Origin of the sequence: Saccharopolyspora antimicrobica (assembly GCF_003635025.1) — a bacterium.
In the GTDB taxonomy this organism is placed as follows: Bacteria; Actinomycetota; Actinomycetes; order Mycobacteriales; family Pseudonocardiaceae; genus Saccharopolyspora; species Saccharopolyspora antimicrobica.
Map to the genome: position 1 here is coordinate 3,087,090 of NZ_RBXX01000002.1, position 16,579 is coordinate 3,103,668.

Below are 16,579 nucleotides of genomic sequence, written 5' to 3' on the forward strand. Positions count from 1 at the left end.
GCCTTCGGCCGGATCAAGTACTGGCTGATCTGCTCGGCCCACGGCTCTTGCTTCGGTTGTTGGTGTCGGTCAGCCGCAGATGTCGGTTCCGGCGTTGACCGTGGACAGGCCGGTCGGGGCTTGCGGTTCCTCCGACGGGTCCGCAGGCTGCTGGCGGAAGGCCGCTCCGCCGCCGCTGGGCTGGTTGGTCTTCGCATCGGCGATGATCGGCTTGTCGTCGAGGATCGCCTGGAACAGCGCCTGGGTGTCGGCCTCGCGCAGCTCTTCCATGCCCTCGTCGTTGGCGTAGCCCGTGGTGGGCACCGTGATGAAGGTGACGCGGCTCGGGTCCAGGCCCTGCAGCTGCTGGCCCAGGTCCATCAGCCGGTCGGCGCCGACGTTCTCGCCGAAGGTGTTGGCGCTGACCGCCTTGACGAAGCTGCTCAGCTTGCCCGGGTCGAGCAGCACCTGGCCGGAGGTGGTCTTGCGCAGCAGCGCCGACAGGAACAGCTGCTGGCGCTGCATGCGGCCGTAGTCCGAGGTCGGGTCGCCCTCGACGTGCCTGGCGCGCACGTAGTTCAGCGCCTGGTCACCGCTGATGGTGTGCTTGCCCGCGGTGGGGATCACGGTGCCCAGGGTGCTGTCCACGATGGGCTTCTCGGTGCAGATCTCGACGCCCTGCACCGCGTCCACCATCGACTTGAAGCCGTTGAAGTCGATGCCCAGGAAGCTGTCCACCCGCAGACCGGAGATCTGCTGGATGACCTTGGTGGTGCACAGCGGACCGCCCACCGCGTAGGCCTCGTTGAGCCGGACGTCCTGCTGCGCGGGCGCCTGCTGGCCGGTGTACTGGCCGGTCTTGGCGTCCCAGCGCTCGCACGAGGGCAGGTCGACCTGCAGGTCGCGCGGGAAGGACACCAGGACCACGCGGCTCCGGTCGGCCGGGATGTGCGCGATCATCGTGGTGTCCGAACGGGCGCCGATGGTCTCGTCCTCGGAGCCGACGCCGTCCTCCGGCTTGGCCCCGGCGCGGGTGTCCGAACCGACCAGCAGGAAGTTCTGGTCGCCGGTCTGCTTGGCGACCTCCTTGATGGAGTCGGACTCCGGGTCTAGCGCCGCGATGGACGACGGGCCCCAGAACGTGGTGGCGCCCCAGGCGAAGCCCAGCGTCAGGAACACCGACAGCGAGGCCGCCACCGCGACCGCCGCCACGATCAGGTGGGTGCGGCGTTTGCGCTGCTTCTTCTTCCACTCCATCCGGGACTGCCCGTCCCGTCCTTCGTGGAAGTCGAAGGGCATGTCGGTGCCGAGCTCGGGCTCCTTGCGCTTGCCGAGCAGCCAGGAGAGCTTCTTGCGGCGGGCCTCCTCCTCGGCGGCGATCTCGTCGTGCACCGCGGAGAACCGGGCGAGCGTGGCATCGATCTGCTTGATGTCGGCCTCGCGCTCCTCGTCCTCCTCCTCGTCGTCGGAGTCGAGGTCGGTGTCGAGGTCGTCGTCGTCCAGCTCGTCGAACTCGTCCAGCTCGTCGAGGTCGTCCGGGGCCGCGACGATCGCGGTCTCCTCGGCGGCGCTCGGCGGCGCGACGGGCTTGGCGATGGTGGTCTGCTGGTCCTCCGGGTTCAACCGCGAGACGACCGAGGTGGCCTCGGCGCGCGGAGGCGCTGGGGGAACCGGCGCGTGCTGGGTGGTGGCCTCCAGGTCCTCGTTGACCGGGGGCGGCACCGGGCGGCTCGGGGCCGGTCGGCGCATCCGGCGCGGCGGGCTGGCGGGAGGAGCCTCGCCGCCCAGGGCCTGGGTGACCCGGGTGGCCTCGGCGCCGGGCGCCGGAGCGCCGTTGCGGGGCTCGACCGGAGCGCTGTTGCGCGGCGGCTCGACGGGCGCCTCGGGGCGCGCACCGTTGCGGGGCGGCTCGACGGGGGCACCGCTGCGCGGAGGTTCGACTGGGGCGCTGTTGCGCGGAGCGCCGTTGACCGGCGGCTCGATGGGGGCGTCCGGGCGGACGCCCCGGGCGGCGGCGCCACCGGCGAAGGCGGCTGCGGCGCCACCCGCCGCCGGGCGGCGGCTGGGCGGAGGCGGGGTGTCCTGGCGGCGGCGCGGCTCACCCGCGGGCGCCTGCGGGGGGCGCGCAGCGGCGGGCGGCGTCCAGCCGGGAGGGGCGCTGGGGCGGTTCTGGGGAGCCGGGCGGCGGCGCGGTGCCGCTTCCGGGGGGCGCGCAGCCGGTTCCTGGGGGCGCGCTGCCGGTTCTTGAGGCGCGGGCGGGGTGGGCTGCGGCGGACGGGCGCGGCGGGGCTGCTGGGCCTGCGGTGGCTCCGGCTCGGCCGCGCGCCGGTGGTTGGAGCCACCGGGGGCCTTGCCGTGCTTCGAGAGCAGGTCTATGACTCGGGTACCGCCCGTGCCGTCCTCGCTCAGTGCGCGGCGACGTCGACCGGTTCCGGCTGAGCCGTCTTCCGGATCGGGTTCCGGGCGGGCGGAACGCCGGCGCCCGACTTCGCCATGCCGGGGGTCTTGCGGCACGCGTTTTCCCTCCCACCAGTGAAATCCAACGGTCTGCTCGATGCCGACGCGCTCGATACCCCCCGACGTGTATCGGACGGCGCCTCCGAGATAGTACGGCCGATCGCCCGAACTGACGATAGGACCGACAATTTCTTCACAATCAGTGCACGATCGATCGTGGCGTCTCGTCTAATACGGCCAACCGTGCTATGCCGTTGACCGGCGCAAACACTCTCGATTACACCGAGAGACGCCGAGCGGGTGCGATCAGTAACCGGCCACCTTTCGCGGGTGTGTTCCTCGTCGCTCGGCGGCAATCCCGGCCAAACGGACATCGGAACCGGTGCGGTGGGCGACCGCGTTGCGTCCCGACTGCTTCGCGGCGTAGAGCAGCGCGTCCGCGCTGATCAACTGCTGCTCGGCGGAGACCGGCGCGGGCCCGCTGGCGGTGTGCTCGTGCGCGACGCCGATGCTGACCGTCACCCGCAGCCCCGGGGCCATCTGCGACCACGGGAACGTCTCCACCAGGGAGCGGGCGGTCTCGCACACCGCGACCGCGGCCGCCGGCTCGATGTCCGGCAGCACGAGCACGAATTCCTCCCCGCCGTAGCGCGCGCAGAACGCGCCGCTGGGCAGGGCCTTCTGCAGCAGGTCGACCACCCGTTGCAGCACCCGGTCGCCGAGCAGGTGCCCGTAGTTGTCGTTGACCTGCTTGAACCAGTCGAGGTCGACCAGCGCGATGGCGAGCCCGGCACCGGTGCCCGCGTGCTCGGTGAGCAGGTCGGCCAGCCGCTCGTCCAGGTAGCGGCGGTTGTAGCTGGCGGTGAGGCTGTCGCGCAGGCTCTGCTCGCGGGCTTCGGCGTGCTCGCGGCGCAGCCGGTTGACCTCGTGCCGCAGCTGCTCCGGCACCCGCGGCACGTCCGCGCTGGAGCGCAGGTCCAGCGCCGAGCGCAGGTGGTGGTAGGCCTGGCGCCACTGGCCTCGCGAGGCCAGCAGGCTCGCGATCGATTCGTGCAGATCCGCCATCCCGGTCCCGTTGGCCAGGTCCTGGCGGGTGCGCGGGCCGGGAGGGAGAACAGGCGCTTCGCCCTCGCGCAGGGGTTCTGGTCCGGCGAAACCGTTGCGCAGTCCGGTCATCGCACTCACCTCCCGTCCGTGGTGTCGTCGGGTGTGACGCATCGCTTGAGCTGGTCTGACTCGGCTCTCGCCCAATTCGCTCAACCGGCTGACCCCCTAGCCCAGCCCGAATTGACGAGCACCGTTCGAATCCCCAGCTGCCTAGGATGTGTACCGGGCGCGCGGTGGATGTGGAAGCGAAACGGAACGGACCCACCCGCACGGACGAGCAGAGCAACACGTACGTATCGCCACCGCATTGCTGGTTCATCGGCGCCGACCCGCTGCGGTGTTACCGGCATTTGATCACGCAATCAATCATCCGTTCGGGCAAGGGGCGAATCCGCGGAGCCGCCCGTCCAGCACGACGAGGTGCTGCGAACCGATCTGGTGGCCGGTGACGGTGCCCGCCGTCCGGGTCGTCACCTCCACGCCGACCACCCAGATCTCGCCGCGCGGCGGCAGGCCGTCCGGGGCGTAGCCGGGATCGGGGCGCAGGGTGGACATCGCCGGGTCCAGCTCCACCGTGGTGTCGCCGAGGTCGCAGCTCAGGTCGGTGAAGTCGGGGTGCTGCGTGCGGCGGAAGAACTCCTGCTGCGCCGCGGGCCCGGACCGCGCGGCGGCGTTGTTCTCCGCGAAGTACCGCTCGACCATGCCGACCGCGGCGGGCTCCTCCGGCGGTGCCGCGCACGCCGTCGCGAACACCGACGCTCCTATCAGGACGCTCGGCCGGAATCGGCTGCGCGCAACGGTTTTCGGCATCTGGGTGGTCAGCCGCCGCTGTGGTCGATCTCCGCCGCGGTGGGCACGGTGATGTCGTCGGGGTCGTCGAGCCAGCCCTCCGGCAGCACGACCTTGCCCGCCGAGCCCTGGCGGCCGCGCGGCCCCTCGGCGTCGGTCGGGAACGGCACGTCCGGGTCGAGACCGGCCAGCAGGTCGTCCAGCTGCCCGAGGCTGGACACCAGGCCGAACTGGTGCCGCAGGTCCGAGCCCACCGGGAAGCCGCGCAGGTACTGCGACATGTGCTTGCGCAGGTCGCGCAGGCCCTTCTCCTCGCCCATGTGGTCGGCCAGCAGCTCGGCGTGCCGCTTGAGCACTCCGGCGACCTCGCCGAGCTTGGGCCCCTCCGGGATCGGCTCGCCGGCGAAGGCGGCCTGCAGGTCGCGGAACAGCCACGGGCGGCCCAGGCAGCCGCGCCCGACCACGACGCCGTCGCAGCCGGTCTCGGCCATCATCCGCAGCGCGTCGTCGGCGCTGAAGATGTCGCCGTTGCCGAGCACCGGGATGGTCTTGACGTGCTCCTTGAGCCGGGCGATCGCCGTCCAGTCCGCGGTGCCCGAGTAGCGCTGGGCCGCGGTGCGGCCGTGCAGCGCGACCGCCGCCGCGCCGTTCTCCTCGGCCAGCCGGCCCGCGTCGAGGTAGGTGATGTGGTCGTCGTCGATGCCGATGCGGAACTTCACCGTCACCGGGATCCCGGCCGGTTCGGCGGCGCGCACGGCGGCCTGGACGATCTCGGCGAACAGCCGCCGCTTGTACGGCAGCGCGGAACCGCCGCCCTTGCGGGTCACCTTCGGCACCGGGCAGCCGAAGTTCATGTCGACGTGGTCGGCGAGGTTCTCGTCGACGATCATCTGCACGGCCTTGCCCATGGTCACCGGGTCGACCCCGTAGAGCTGCATGGAGCGCGGGTGCTCGTCGGGGTCGAAGGTGATCATCTCGAGCGTCTTGGGGTGCCGCTCGACCAGCGCCCGGCTGGTGATCATCTCGCAGACGTAGAGCCCGGCGCCGTACTCCCGGCACAACCGACGGAAGGCGACGTTGGTGATCCCGGCCATCGGCGCGAGCACCACCGGCGGATCGACCTGGTGCGGGCCGATCCTCAAGGCGGGCTTGGACAAAGTGGCGGTCACGCCTCTCATTGTCGCTGATGCCCTGAACGACCTTCATCCCCCTCGGCCCTGGTGAGACCTGTCGCGCGGTTCGCGCGGGGTGGCCCGGCGACTCCGGGTGTGGTGTTCAGGCCCGAAAACTGCCAGGTTGGCGGGGTGATCGCTTATGTCGGATCTGGTCCTTACTGCTATTCCAGCTGTCTGGTGATGATGTTCGGGAGCGGGGCTCCGGACGTCGGGGTCGTCGAGACCGTGACCGGGAGCCCCTTCGGCATGCAGCTCGCCGGGCCTGAGCTGCCGTTCTTCGATCCGCCCGGGTGGGATCCCGGGATCGGGGTGGACGATGCGCTCGCGGCCTTCGGGTGGGTCGCGGAGACCACCAGCGGCGGTTCGGCCGATGCCGCGCTGGCGCGGCTGGCCGAGCGGGTGGCGGTGGGGCCGGTCATGGTCGGGCCGGTCGAGATGGGGCACCTGCGGTACCAGCCGAGCATGACCGGGCCGATCGGTGCCGACCACTACGTCGTGGTGCTCGGCATCGACGACGAGCACGTCCACCTCCACGATCCGCAGGGCTATCCGCACTCGCGGCTGCCGGTGGCGGACTTCGTCGCCGCTTGGCGGGCCGACACGGTCGACTACGGCGAGCCGTTCACGCTGCGCGCGGACTTCCGCCGGACCGCGCAGGTCGAGCCGGAGGCGGCCATCCGCGCGTCGCTCGACCGGGCCAGGCACTGGTTGCGCGCGGGCAGCGGGGACGCCGCGCTCGGGCTGGCGGAGCAGGTCGAAGCCGGATGCAGCGCCGATCTGCGCGGGCACCTGGTGCACTTCGCGGTCCGCGTCGGCACGCGGCGGCTGGCCGACGCCGCGACGTGCTTGCAGCGGATCGGATCGACCGGGGCCGCGGCCGTGGCTTCCGAGCAGGCGCGGTTGGTCGGCTCGCTCCAGCATCCGCTGGTCATCGGCGAGGACCGCGAGGCCGCCGGGATCCTGCGGGAGCTCGCGCCGACCTACGACGCCTTGCGGCGGCAGCTGGCCTAGCCGGGGATCCGGCGGTACTGCTGGGTGTCGTCGCGGTCGCGGAGGACCACTCCGATGGCCTGGAGCTGGTCGGCGAGGTCGGCCGCTGCGCCGCGCTGCTTGTCGGTGAGGGCTCGGGCCCTGGAGCGGAGCAGGCCGTTGGCCTCCTCGTCCAGGCCGGGCTGGCCGTCCACCCACTTGCGGAACTCGTTCTCGCGCGGGTCGGCGGCGCCCGCCCACGGGTAGCCGTAGCGCTCGAAGGTCTCGCGGACCTGCGTCTTCGACAGGTCGGAGGACTTGTGGCGGGCCAGCTGCCGGGTGGTCGCGTCCAGGAAGACCAGCTCCTTGCCGTCCTGGAAGACCGCGTCGATCCGGTCGCGCTGGAGGTACCGCTCGGCGCCGTCCTGCTTGAGGTGGACGCCCGCCGGGTCGACGGTCAGCTCCAAGGCCTCCTTCTTCGCCTCGACCGCCAGCCAGGCGCCCCCGAGCAGGCCGACGACGGTCAGCACCGGCACCGCCCAGACCGTCGGCAGCTCGGCGGCCAGGCGCAGCGGGCCGGGGGCGTCGCCGATCAGGTCGACGATCCAGTTCACCAGGGGCTTGACCAGGAAGCCCAGGCCGAGGCCCAGCGCGCCGCAGCCGATCCCCAGCGCCCAGAGCACCGAGCTCTGCAGGCGGAGGGTGGTGGACTGTCCCGCCTCTCCGGAATTTTCAGTGGTGGCCGCGTTCGGCGTTGTTCTCGCGTTTTGCGATTTCTTGTGGCTGGGTTGCATCACGGTCCCCTGAGGTGCGGTTGAGTAGGACTCCTGCCCCTTGTTCACGCAAGGGGGTGTCATGCGTGGTCTCCGGCGTGGTCGCACGGTCGGGAGAGGAATCGGGTGATCATCCGGCGCAGCATCGGGCGCGGATCGTGGTCGGGATCGGCGTTGAGGAACGCGCCGTCGATGGCGACCTGGATCCACTGCGCGGCCTCGCCGGGATCCAGCTCCGGGTCGATCGAGCCGTCGCTAATGCCGCGTTCGACCAGCGCGGCGAAGCCCGCGTGCTGGGTCGCGGCGGTCTCGGCGATGAGCTGCGCGAGTTCGGGGTCCTTGTCCACCTGCCGGACGAGCTCGACCATGATCCCGGGAGCCAGCGGATCCATCGCGTCCGCGGCCAGCACGTCCACCATCGCCAGCAGCGAGGCCACCGGGTCGGCACCGGTGGCGTGCCGCGCCACGAGCTCGCGGGCGGCGGGCAGGTCCCGTTCGAAGAGCGCGCGGAACACCGCCCGCTTGTCCGCGAAGTAGTAGAAGACGCTGCCCGAGCTCAGCCCGGCGGCCTTCGCGATCTCCGCGGCCGAGGTGCTCTCGAAGCCGCGTTCCGCGAACAGCGCGATCGCGGCGCGCATGATCGCTTCGCGCCGCGCGGCAGCGCGTTCGGGATCGGCGGTCCGGGCCATGCCACCACGCTAGCAGATTAACTGATTGGTCAGTTAAAGAATGGGAGCTGAAGAGAGGGCGCCCGCACGCGCGAGCGCCCTCCGTCGTCAGAACTTGGCGTTGAGGCAGGACAGGCGGCCTCCGGCCGTGCCCGCCTTGCCCGGTTCGGTGTGCGTGTGGCTCTCGTGGATCACGAACGAGTTCGCGTCCTGGCGGGTGTCGAACGACCAGGTGCCCTCCGTCGTGGCGGTCGCGTTGCCCTCCGCGTCGGTGTGGAAGTCCAGCCACACCTCGTTCTGCGGGTTCGCGTAGGCCGGGTCCACCGACGGCTTGACCGGGTCCGCCTTCTCCTGGAAGTGCGGGCCGGCGTCCTCGCCGGTCGGGCCGCAGGGCTTGGTGTGCACGTGCGCGCCGTACGCGCGGTTGGGCACCAGGCCCTCGAGCTCGACGGTGATCTTGGTGGTGCCGTTGGTCCGCTCGGAGGCCAGGTCGACCTTGGCGCCGTCCGGGACCAGGGCCGGGTCGTAGGTGACCGCCTTGGCGTCCGGCGCGAAGGTGCCGTAGGTCGCGGCCGTGCGCGCGGCCTCGGCGGTCTGCTGCTCCTGGCCCGGGGTCTGCTGCTCGTGGCCCGGCGGGTGTTCCTCGGGAGTGCCCTCCTCGGCGGGCTCGGGCTGGCCGCCGCACCCCGCTACCAGCGCGGCCGCCGCGCACGCGCCGAAGATCGAACTGAGCAGTCGGGTCCGCTGCTGGGGCATGGGTATCCGTCCTTATCCGTCACCGGCTGTAGCAGTGTCGATTCTGCCCGCGATGTCGATCTCGCGGCCACGGGCATAGGTGGGTCTCTCCGGATTGAGCCTAGGACGGGCTGCTCGCGGTGTCCTGTCATGTGAACCGGGGCGAATGCGAGATCGATTCGCGGTTAGGTTGGCGGCATGGCGTTGGCGCGGGGTGCGGACCGGACTTGGTTGGTGGCGCTGGCCACCGCGATGTGGGGCACGGACGCGCTGTGGCGGCAACCGCTCGCGACGACGCTCCCGTCGGCCAGCGTGGTGTTCTGGGAGCACGTGATCATCGTGCTGCTGCTGGCGCCGCTGTTGCCCCGCGCGTGGCGCGCGCTGCTGGCCTGCGGGCCGCGCGAGCGCATCGCGATGATCACCGTCGGCGTCGGTTCGTCGGCGTTGGCGACCGCGCTGTTCACCACCGCGTTCAAGTTCGGCGATCCGGTGACGCCGCTGGTTCTGCAGAAGTTGCAGCCGATCTTCGCCGCGGTGGCGTCTTACGCGCTGCTGCGCGAGCGGTTGACCGGGCGCTACTTCTTGTTCGCGGTCCCGGCGCTGGTCGGGGCCTGGTTGCTGGCGTTCGAAGATCCGCTGCACATCGAGGTGTCGCAGGTGGTGCCCGCGCTGCTGGCGCTGGGCGCGGCGGCGCTGTGGGCGGCGGGCACGGTGCTGGGCCGGTACGTGAGCCGCCGGATCCCGGCGCGGGACGTGACCGCGCTGCGGTTCTCCATCGGTCTGCCCGCGGCTGCGGTGGTCCTGCTGGTCAGCGGCTCGCCGGTGGCGGTCGGCTGGGACAACGCGTTCGGCCTGGTGCTGCTGGCGCTGATCCCCGGGCTGCTGGCGCTGGGCCTGTACTACGTCGGTTTGAGCACCACGCCCGCGGCGCGGGCGACGTTGGCGGAGCTGTCGTTCCCGGCGACGGCGGCGATCATCGGGGTGTTCGTGCTGGGGGCGGAGCTGAGCGCGACGCAGTGGGCCGGGTTCGTGCTGGTGGTGGTGATGGTCGCCGCGCTGGGCTGGCACGAGCGGGTCAGCCGGGTGAAGCTCGTGGAGGCCCCGGAGGTCGAGCCCAGCCCGGGCCGGTGAGCGGCACCGCGCGGGTGTCGGCACGTCCAGGAGGTGGCGCGATTTCAATGGAAATCAGGTATCCGATTTCAATTGAAGTTGCGCACCCCGTCGGCGTGTCGGGCACTCGACACGCCGACGGCGCGTCGGATTTCACGCGATTTCAATGGAAATTGGACGTCTGATTTCAATTGAAATTGCGTGAGTCCGTTGCCAGGGCGGACGGAGCTGTCAGGGGGCTGGGCGCCAGCGGCGCTTCCGGCCGCGGGGGATGATGACCGCCAGTGCGGCAGCGGCACCGATCACGAGCGCGGCGGCGGTTGCCACGATCGCGGCGGTGATGTCTGGGGTCGGGTTCACCGGCGGCGGCATGTGCACCGCTGCCGGGATGGTAGGCGGTTTTCCTTCCGCGGTGGGGAATTCCGCGGTCACCGCGGTCGTCGGGTCTACGACTCCGCTGCCCAGCAGCGGGTGCGGGGCGCCGCCCGGCGGCGGGTAGGCGGTGTCGCGCAGGCGGCGGGCGAGATCGGCTCCGGTCAGGTTCGGGCGGTAGGAGAGCGCCAGGGCGGCCGTGCCGGAGACCTGCGCGGCGGCGACGGCGTCTCCGCCGGAGATGAACAGGCCGTTGCCGCGCGGGCCGATGCCCGTCATCGCCACGCCCGGGGCCGCCATGTCCACCTTGATGCCCGGTGCGACCAGGGCCGGGGCGCCCTTCGGGTCGATCGCGGCGACCGACAGGACTTCCGGGTAGGCGGCGGGGAACGCGGGCACGACCTCCTCGCCGGTGCCGGTCGACGCGGGAGCGACCACGACGACGCCGGCGGCTGCGGCCTCCCGCACCGCGGCGGCCAGCGAGTCGCTCGGAGCGGCTGTTTCCGCGGCCACCGAGATGATCCGCGCACCGCCCGCGACCGCCTGGCGGATGCCGCCCGCGAGGCTGTCCGCGGTGGCGTTGCCTTGCTGGTCGGTGGCCTGCACGGCCAGGATCCGCGCGCCCGGCGCGACTCCGGAGAAGCCGCCGCCGGGGCGCGGCGCGGCGGCGATGATGCCCGCGACGAAGGTGCCGTAGCCGACGCAGTCCGGACCGGCGCCGGTCACCCGGCCGGCCAGCGCCGGGGACGTCGCGTCCACGCCGCTGCCGACGACGGCGACCGTGACGCCCGCGCCGTTGCCGTGCGGCCAGGCGCGCTCCGGCCGGAGCTGGGCCTGCGCCCACGGCTTCTCGTTGAGCTCCACTGTGGACCCGGTGCGGCACTCCTGGTGGGACCGCAGCACCGGGGAGATCGCGGGCAGCTCCGGAGCGGCGACCGCCACCGGGGCCGAAAGCGCCGACACGGCACCGAGAACAGCCAACAACCGAAAGCCATTTCGCACGCCTCGAAGCTAAGCCGCCCGAACCACCGCCGACACGTCCCGGAAAAGGGTTCACCTGAACCAACACCGGCCACTGACCACGGAAACCGGCCACGCTCACCGAGCACCACCGACCACGACCACCACCGACTGGCCACGAGCTCCGAGCTCCGAGCTCCGGGCGCCGAGGCTCGGTGCCGGGGTGGTGTGCGATTTCAATTGAAATTGGACGTGAGATTTCCATTGAAATTGCGTTGTTTCGGCGTGTCGGGGGACGACGCGCCGAGGTGTGTTGGTTGGTCAGAGCGGGAGGTCCTCCGGGTGGAGGTTGCGGAGGTCTTCCAGGGTCGGGTTGGGCAGGGTGCTGAGGCGGCCCGCTTGGCGGGTCATCGTGGACTCCAGCAGCTGGCGGGCGTAGCGGGCGTTGCCGAAGCTGCGGTCCCGCGGCATCTCCTCGAGGTGGCGGCGCAGCGCCGCCAGGACGTCCTCGCCGCACTCGTAGCCGTTGGTGCGGGCGCTGCGGTCGAAGATGTCGGCCAGCTCCGCCGGGGTGTAGTCGGCGAACTCGACGTGGCGGGAGAACCGGGAGCCCAGGCCCGGGTTCGTCGCCAGGAAGTCCCGCATCTCCGCCGGGTAGCCCGCCACGATCACCACCACCTCGTCGCGGTGGTCCTCCATCAGCTTCACCAGCGTGTCGATCGCCTCGCGGCCGAAGTCGTTGCCACCGGCCGAAGTCAGCGCGTAGGCCTCGTCGATGAACAGCACGCCGCCGCGGGCCCGCTCGAAGGCGTCGCGGGTGAGCTGCGCGGTGTGCCCGATGTACTTGCCGACGAGGTCGGCGCGGCTGACCTCGACGAGCTGACCGGTCGGCAGCACCTCCAGGTCGGCGAGCACCTCGCCGTAGAGGCGGGCCACGGTGGTCTTGCCGGTGCCGGGCGGGCCGGCGAACACCAGGTGGTGGCTGATCTTCGGCGTCGGCAGCCCGGCCGCGGCGCGCTGCCGGTTCGCCGCCAGCAGGTTCACCAGGTCCTCGACCGCCGACTTCACCGACGGGATGCCGGTCATCTCCCGCAACCGGGTCAGCGCCGAGGGCTTGTCCGGCTCCGCGGCCTCGGGTTCCGCGCCGATGTCGGCGGGCAGCATGCGGGACAGCTCGTCCTGGTCGGCGTCGGGGAGCCCGGCCAGCCGGACCGCCTGCCGGTCGATCATCTCCTCGAACAGCTTGCGGGCGGCGCGGCCGTTGCCGAAGTCGGGGCCGCGGTGCATCCGGCCGAAGTGCCGCTCCAGCGCCTGGTGGGTGCCCTCGCCGAGCGAGTAGCTGTGCGCCTCGCACATCCGCTCCACGATGGTGACCAGCTCGGGCACCGCGTAGTTCTCGAACTCGACGGTGCGGTTGAAGCGGGACGCCAGACCCGGGTTGGAGGCCAGGAAGCCGTCCATCTGCTCTGAGTACCCGGCGGCGATGACCACGACGTCGTCGCGGTGGTCCTCCATCAGCTTCACCAGCGTGTCCACCGCTTCGCGGCCGAAGTCGGGCCCGCCGCCCTCCTGCGCGTTCAGCGTGTAGGCCTCGTCGATGAACAGCACGCCGCCGAGGGCCTTGTTGAACGCCTCGGTGGTCTTGATCGCGGTGCCGCCGACGATCTGCGCGACCAGGTCGGCGCGGGCCACCTCCACCAGGTGCCCGCTGCGCAGCGCGCCGAGCGAGGCGAGGATCTCGCCGTAGAGGCGGGCCACGGTGGTCTTGCCGGTGCCGGGCGGCCCGGCGAAGATCAGGTGGCGGCTCATCGGCAGCGCGGGCAGCCCGGCCGCTTCCCGCCGCTTGGCCATCTCGGTGAGGTTCACCAGGGTCGTGACCTGCTGCTTCACCCCGTCCAGCCCGACCAGCGCGGCGAGTTCGGTGAGCGGCCCGGCCTCCGCGTCGCTGGTTCCGGCGTTGTCCCGGCTGTCCAGGTTCTCGATCTCCAGCCGGGAGCTGTCCGGCGTGTGCACGCCCGCGCCGCCGTTGCCGGTGGCGGTGCAGTTGGTCACCGCGACGTGCTCGGTGCTCTCCACCCGGACGCCGTCGCGGGTGTTGTCGAGCAGCTCGCAGTCCTCCAGGGTGGCGCGGCCGCCGTCGTGCACCAGCACGCCGTGCCCGTCGTTCTTGACGACCTTGCTGCGCAGCAGGGTCAGATCCGCGTGGTCGGCGACGGTGACGCCGTCGCCGGAGCAGTCGCGGATCTCGCACTCCCGGAGCAGCCCGGTGCCGCCCTGCTCGACGGCCACGCCGGTCGCCGCCCGGATCACCGCGCGGTCCGCGGACGGGTCGGCGTCCTCGCCGATGCGCAGGCCGGTGCGCGCGATTCCGCCGATCTCGACGTCCTCCAGCCTGCCGTGCCCCCCGCCGAACACCGCGATGCCGTCCCCGCGGACGTCCTGCACGGTGATCCGGCGCAGCATCGGGTTCGCCCCGGCGCGCACGGTGATCCCGGTTCCCTCGACGTCGTGCACCTCCAGCCGCTCGAACTCCGCGACCGACTCCTCGGTGAGCACCACGCCGTCCGCCGCGCAGTCGCGCACCGAGGTGTCGCGGAAGATCGGTCCGGCCAGCTCGCCGACCTCGATGGCGGCCTTGCGGGTGCCGAAGATCCGCAGTTCCTCGTAGCTGCCCTTGGCCTTGTCGGTGATCAGCAGGCCGTTGGCCTTGGTGCGGCCGATGCGGCAGCCGGTGAGCACCGGTTCGCTGCCGCCCAGCACCACCACGCCGTGCTCGCGGGTGCCGGTGAACGAGCAGTCCCGCAGCGTCGGGCGGCCCTGGCTGTGCACGTAGGCGCCGATGGCCACGTCCTTGACCGAGGTGCCGCGGATCGTGGTGCTGCTGTTGGCCTCCAGCGCGATCGCGGGCTTGTCGGTGCGGGAGATCTGGCAGTCCTCGACGGTGCCGCGCGAATCGGCGTTCGCGCAGACGCCGTTGCCGCGGCTGTCGCGCAGCACGCAGCGGCGGATCGTGGGCGCGGCGCGGTCGCTGATCACGATCGCCGAGCTGCCCAGGTGCTCGATCACGCAGTCCTCGACGACGCTGCCGGCCTCGGAGGTGTCCACGATCCCGGCGCCCGCCGCGTTGGTGACCCGGCAGTCCCGCATCGCCAGCGAACCGGATTCGCGGGCCAGCACCGCGGTCCAGGCCGAACCGGCCACCTCGCAGTCGTCCATCGCCGCCTGCCCGCGCGGAACGTCCACAGTGGGCAGTTCGGGATCCCGGCCGCGCAGCACCAGCCCGCTGAGCTGCACGGCTTCGGACACCACGCGCACCGCGCTGCCTCGCACCGGGGACAGCTCCACGGTCCGCGAACCCTCGGCCGCGATGATGGTGACCACCTTGGTGATCACCAGGTTCTCCTGGTAGCGGCCGGGGTGCACCGAGATGACCGATCCGGGGCGGGCCTGCTCCAACGCCGCCGCAATGGTCCGGTGCCCGTCGGATCCCTCGGCTCGAACGGAAAGCACAGGCCGCGCCACAGATACTCCTCCAGCCACCGCGCGTCCGGGCGCGAACCCGGAACCGCTTGAGTCGAAACGGTGTTCCCAGCCTGCCCGGTATGCCCCGGTCGCTGTAGTCCCAACTACGTAGCCCGCAGACCCCTATTCATGGGACTGCCCGCGCAGGGTTACCGGAGGGTTAAATGGTGCGGACGAATCGGAGGGCACCGGAGCCGCCCGAACTCGGCGAACGCACTAGGGGTGACCGAACGTGGCCAGGGTGAGCAGGGGTCTGGTCGCGGCTTGCGTGGCGTCGAGCGCGACGGGCTGGCTGCTGGGCCGCTGGTCGCGCCGCCAAACAACGCCGGAAGTGCGCTGGCTGCGCCAAGAGCTCACCGCGACCAGCAACGCGCTGATCGAAGCCGAGCACGAGCGCGCCGACCTCCGGCGCGCGCAACGCGAGCTGATCACCGCGATCTCCCACGAACTGCGCACCCCGCTGGCCAACATCCGCGGCGCCGCCGAGGCCCTGAAGGACGGCGTGGCGCAGGAACCCGAGCGCTACCTGGACAGCCTGATTGGCGGCGCGCAACGCCTGAACCGCGTCACCAGCGACCTCTTCGAACTAGCCCGCCTGCAGGTCGACAGCGTGCAGCGCACCCCGGCCAGGCTCGCCGACCTGCTGGATTCCGCGCTCGCAGCGGCACTTCCGGTCGCGCTGGAGCGCGGCGTGCGCCTGCACGGCGTCGGCCTGGACAGCGCGACCGACCCGGTGCTGGTGGACGTCGCGGTGACGACCCGAGCGCTGGCGAACCTGGTGATGCACGCGGTCCGCCACACGGTGCCCGGCGAACCGGTGACGGTGACGGCGGTGGTGTCGGGCAACGAGATCGAGGTGATCGTGGTCGACGGCTGCGGCGGGATGGCCGAACTCGACCTGGCGGCGGAACCGGCGGACAGCGGCCTGGCGATCACCCGCGGCCTGATCCGCGCCCACGGCGGCGACGTCCGCATAGACCAGGTGACCGACGGCTGCCGCTTCACCACCCGCCTCCCCGCGGGTCTTCCCTGAACCGAACCGGTCCCGTGGTCACCTTGAAATCGCGGAGGTTCACCACCCCGCGCCAGGGCGATCCGGATCTGCCGTCCGGGTGGTGGTGAGCGGTCGAACCCCAGGAACCTCGGACCGGCCGGGTCGTCAGGACGCCGGGCCGAAGCGGTAGCCGACTCCCCAGATCGTGTTGATGATCGTCGGGTTGGCCGGGTCCGTTTCGATCTTCTCGCGGAGGCGGCGGACGTAGACGCTGATCATCGAGGAGTCGCCGACCTTCCACTGCCAGACGCGCTGCATCAGCTCGTCCTTGCGGAAGGTCTCGCCGGGGTGGTCGAAGAAGAAGTCCAGCAGGTCGCGCTCGCGGCCGGTGAAGCGCAGCGGTTTGCCCGCCTTGGTGACCTGGCGGGTCGTCAGGTCCATGACCAGGTCTTCCACCTGGCGGGTTTGCGGCGCCGGCTGCGGTTGGGCGGTGTTCCCCGCTGAGCGGCGGAGCAGTGCTTGAGCGCGGAGGACCAGTTCGCGCGGGCTGAAGGGCTTCGTGACGTAGTCGTCCGCGCCGAGCTCCAAGCCGTGGATGCGGTCGTCCTGCTCGCCCAGGGCCGTGACGAGGATGATCGGCACCGAGCTCTGCTCGCGGAGCTTGCGGCAGACGTGGGTGCCGTCCAGCCGGGGCAGCATCCGGTCGAGGATCACCAGGTCGGGGTTGAACGCCTGGAAGCCGTCCAGCGCCATCACGCCGTCGGCGGCCACCGCCACCAGCATCCCGGCGTGGTTGAGGTAGCTGGCGATGACCTCGGCCATCATCGGATCGTCTTCGACCACCAGCACCCGGTGCCGTCGCTGCGCACCGGACGGTCCGATGTTCACCGCACGCCTCCGATCAAGCCGACCGGATCAGAGCCTAACCGGTGCGCGGCCGACCACCCACCGTCACCCGAGGCCGGCGTG

At 71.6% G+C, this 16,579-nt stretch carries 13 protein-coding genes; 3 read left to right on the forward strand and 10 right to left on the reverse strand.

Going from position 1 to position 16,579, the window contains the following annotated elements; genetic code table 11:
• Positions 1-69: 69 nt before the first annotated feature.
• From ATL45_RS15110 to dusB, 4 genes are all read right to left on the reverse strand, one after another.
• Positions 70-2,493: an LCP family protein gene (locus tag ATL45_RS15110; RefSeq protein ID WP_246025357.1), complete on the reverse strand. Its 2,424-nt coding sequence runs from the start codon at positions 2,491-2,493 to the stop codon at positions 70-72.
• A 249-nt stretch (positions 2,494-2,742) separates the two neighbouring features.
• Positions 2,743-3,612, reverse strand: coding sequence for a GGDEF domain-containing protein (locus ATL45_RS15115; protein WP_093159563.1), 870 nt, complete (start codon positions 3,610-3,612; stop codon positions 2,743-2,745).
• Positions 3,613-3,909: 297 nt separating this feature from the next.
• A complete protein-coding gene (locus ATL45_RS15120) occupies positions 3,910-4,296 on the reverse strand; it encodes a hypothetical protein (protein ID WP_246025358.1) in 387 nt (128 codons plus the stop codon).
• A 65-nt stretch (positions 4,297-4,361) separates the two neighbouring features.
• The gene (gene dusB, locus ATL45_RS15125) at positions 4,362-5,510 is read right to left on the reverse strand and encodes a tRNA dihydrouridine synthase DusB (RefSeq protein WP_177242106.1); all 1,149 of its coding nucleotides are present in this window, start codon (positions 5,508-5,510) and stop codon (positions 4,362-4,364) included.
• 177 nt (positions 5,511-5,687) lie between these two features.
• On the opposite strand from dusB, the gene ATL45_RS15130 reads away from it, so the two are divergent.
• On the forward strand, positions 5,688-6,518 hold the full coding sequence (locus ATL45_RS15130; RefSeq protein ID WP_093159571.1) for a YobF C-terminal domain-containing protein: 831 nt from the start codon (positions 5,688-5,690) through the stop codon (positions 6,516-6,518).
• Here ATL45_RS15130 and ATL45_RS15135 read toward each other — a convergent pair.
• From ATL45_RS15135 to ATL45_RS15145, 3 genes are all read right to left on the reverse strand, one after another.
• The gene (locus ATL45_RS15135) at positions 6,515-7,333 is read right to left on the reverse strand and encodes a YqeB family protein (protein WP_439332456.1); all 819 of its coding nucleotides are present in this window, start codon (positions 7,331-7,333) and stop codon (positions 6,515-6,517) included. The two genes, ATL45_RS15130 and ATL45_RS15135, sit on opposite strands and share 4 nt — an antisense overlap.
• Positions 7,330-7,938 carry a TetR/AcrR family transcriptional regulator gene (locus ATL45_RS15140; RefSeq protein WP_093159573.1) on the reverse strand — a complete coding sequence of 203 codons (609 nt, stop codon included), beginning with the start codon at positions 7,936-7,938 and terminating at the stop codon, positions 7,330-7,332. The genes ATL45_RS15135 and ATL45_RS15140 overlap by 4 nt, the downstream gene beginning before the upstream one ends.
• 87 nt (positions 7,939-8,025) lie before the next feature.
• On the reverse strand, positions 8,026-8,673 hold the full coding sequence (locus tag ATL45_RS15145; protein ID WP_093159576.1) for a superoxide dismutase family protein: 648 nt from the start codon (positions 8,671-8,673) through the stop codon (positions 8,026-8,028).
• A 177-nt stretch (positions 8,674-8,850) separates the two neighbouring features.
• Between ATL45_RS15145 and ATL45_RS15150 the strand changes: the two genes are divergently transcribed.
• On the forward strand, positions 8,851-9,783 hold the full coding sequence (locus ATL45_RS15150) for a DMT family transporter (RefSeq protein WP_093159578.1): 933 nt from the start codon (positions 8,851-8,853) through the stop codon (positions 9,781-9,783).
• A 210-nt stretch (positions 9,784-9,993) separates the two neighbouring features.
• Here ATL45_RS15150 and ATL45_RS15155 read toward each other — a convergent pair whose 3' ends face one another.
• Positions 9,994-11,097, reverse strand: coding sequence for a S8 family serine peptidase (locus ATL45_RS15155; protein WP_170210247.1), 1,104 nt, complete (start codon positions 11,095-11,097; stop codon positions 9,994-9,996).
• Positions 11,098-11,415: 318 nt separating this feature from the next.
• Positions 11,416-14,616, reverse strand: coding sequence for a right-handed parallel beta-helix repeat-containing protein (locus tag ATL45_RS15160; RefSeq protein WP_093159583.1), 3,201 nt, complete (start codon positions 14,614-14,616; stop codon positions 11,416-11,418).
• A 241-nt stretch (positions 14,617-14,857) separates the two neighbouring features.
• Between ATL45_RS15160 and ATL45_RS15165 the strand changes: the two genes are divergently transcribed.
• The gene (locus ATL45_RS15165; RefSeq protein WP_170210248.1) at positions 14,858-15,649 is read left to right on the forward strand and encodes a sensor histidine kinase; all 792 of its coding nucleotides are present in this window, start codon (positions 14,858-14,860) and stop codon (positions 15,647-15,649) included.
• 126 nt (positions 15,650-15,775) lie between these two features.
• Here the strand turns inward: ATL45_RS15165 and ATL45_RS15170 are convergent, their stop codons facing one another.
• Positions 15,776-16,498 (reverse strand): response regulator transcription factor, encoded by a 723-nt coding sequence (locus ATL45_RS15170; RefSeq protein ID WP_246025359.1) that lies wholly within the window; start codon positions 16,496-16,498, stop codon positions 15,776-15,778.
• Between the last annotated feature and the right edge of the window lie 81 nt (positions 16,499-16,579).

Excerpts from the sequence above, each read along its gene's own strand:
- ATL45_RS15135 (WP_439332456.1), bottom strand. The coding sequence starts at position 7,333 with ATGACACCCCCTTGCGTGAACAAGGGGCAGGAGTCCTACTCAACCGCA.
- ATL45_RS15145 (WP_093159576.1), bottom strand. The coding sequence starts at position 8,673 with ATGCCCCAGCAGCGGACCCGACTGCTCAGTTCGATCTTCGGCGCGTGC.
- ATL45_RS15140 (WP_093159573.1), bottom strand. The coding sequence starts at position 7,938 with ATGGCCCGGACCGCCGATCCCGAACGCGCTGCCGCGCGGCGCGAAGCG.
- ATL45_RS15150 (WP_093159578.1), top strand. The coding sequence starts at position 8,851 with ATGGCGTTGGCGCGGGGTGCGGACCGGACTTGGTTGGTGGCGCTGGCC.
- ATL45_RS15115 (WP_093159563.1), bottom strand. The coding sequence starts at position 3,612 with ATGACCGGACTGCGCAACGGTTTCGCCGGACCAGAACCCCTGCGCGAG.
- dusB (WP_177242106.1), bottom strand. The coding sequence starts at position 5,510 with ATGAGAGGCGTGACCGCCACTTTGTCCAAGCCCGCCTTGAGGATCGGC.
- ATL45_RS15130 (WP_093159571.1), top strand. The coding sequence starts at position 5,688 with ATGATGTTCGGGAGCGGGGCTCCGGACGTCGGGGTCGTCGAGACCGTG.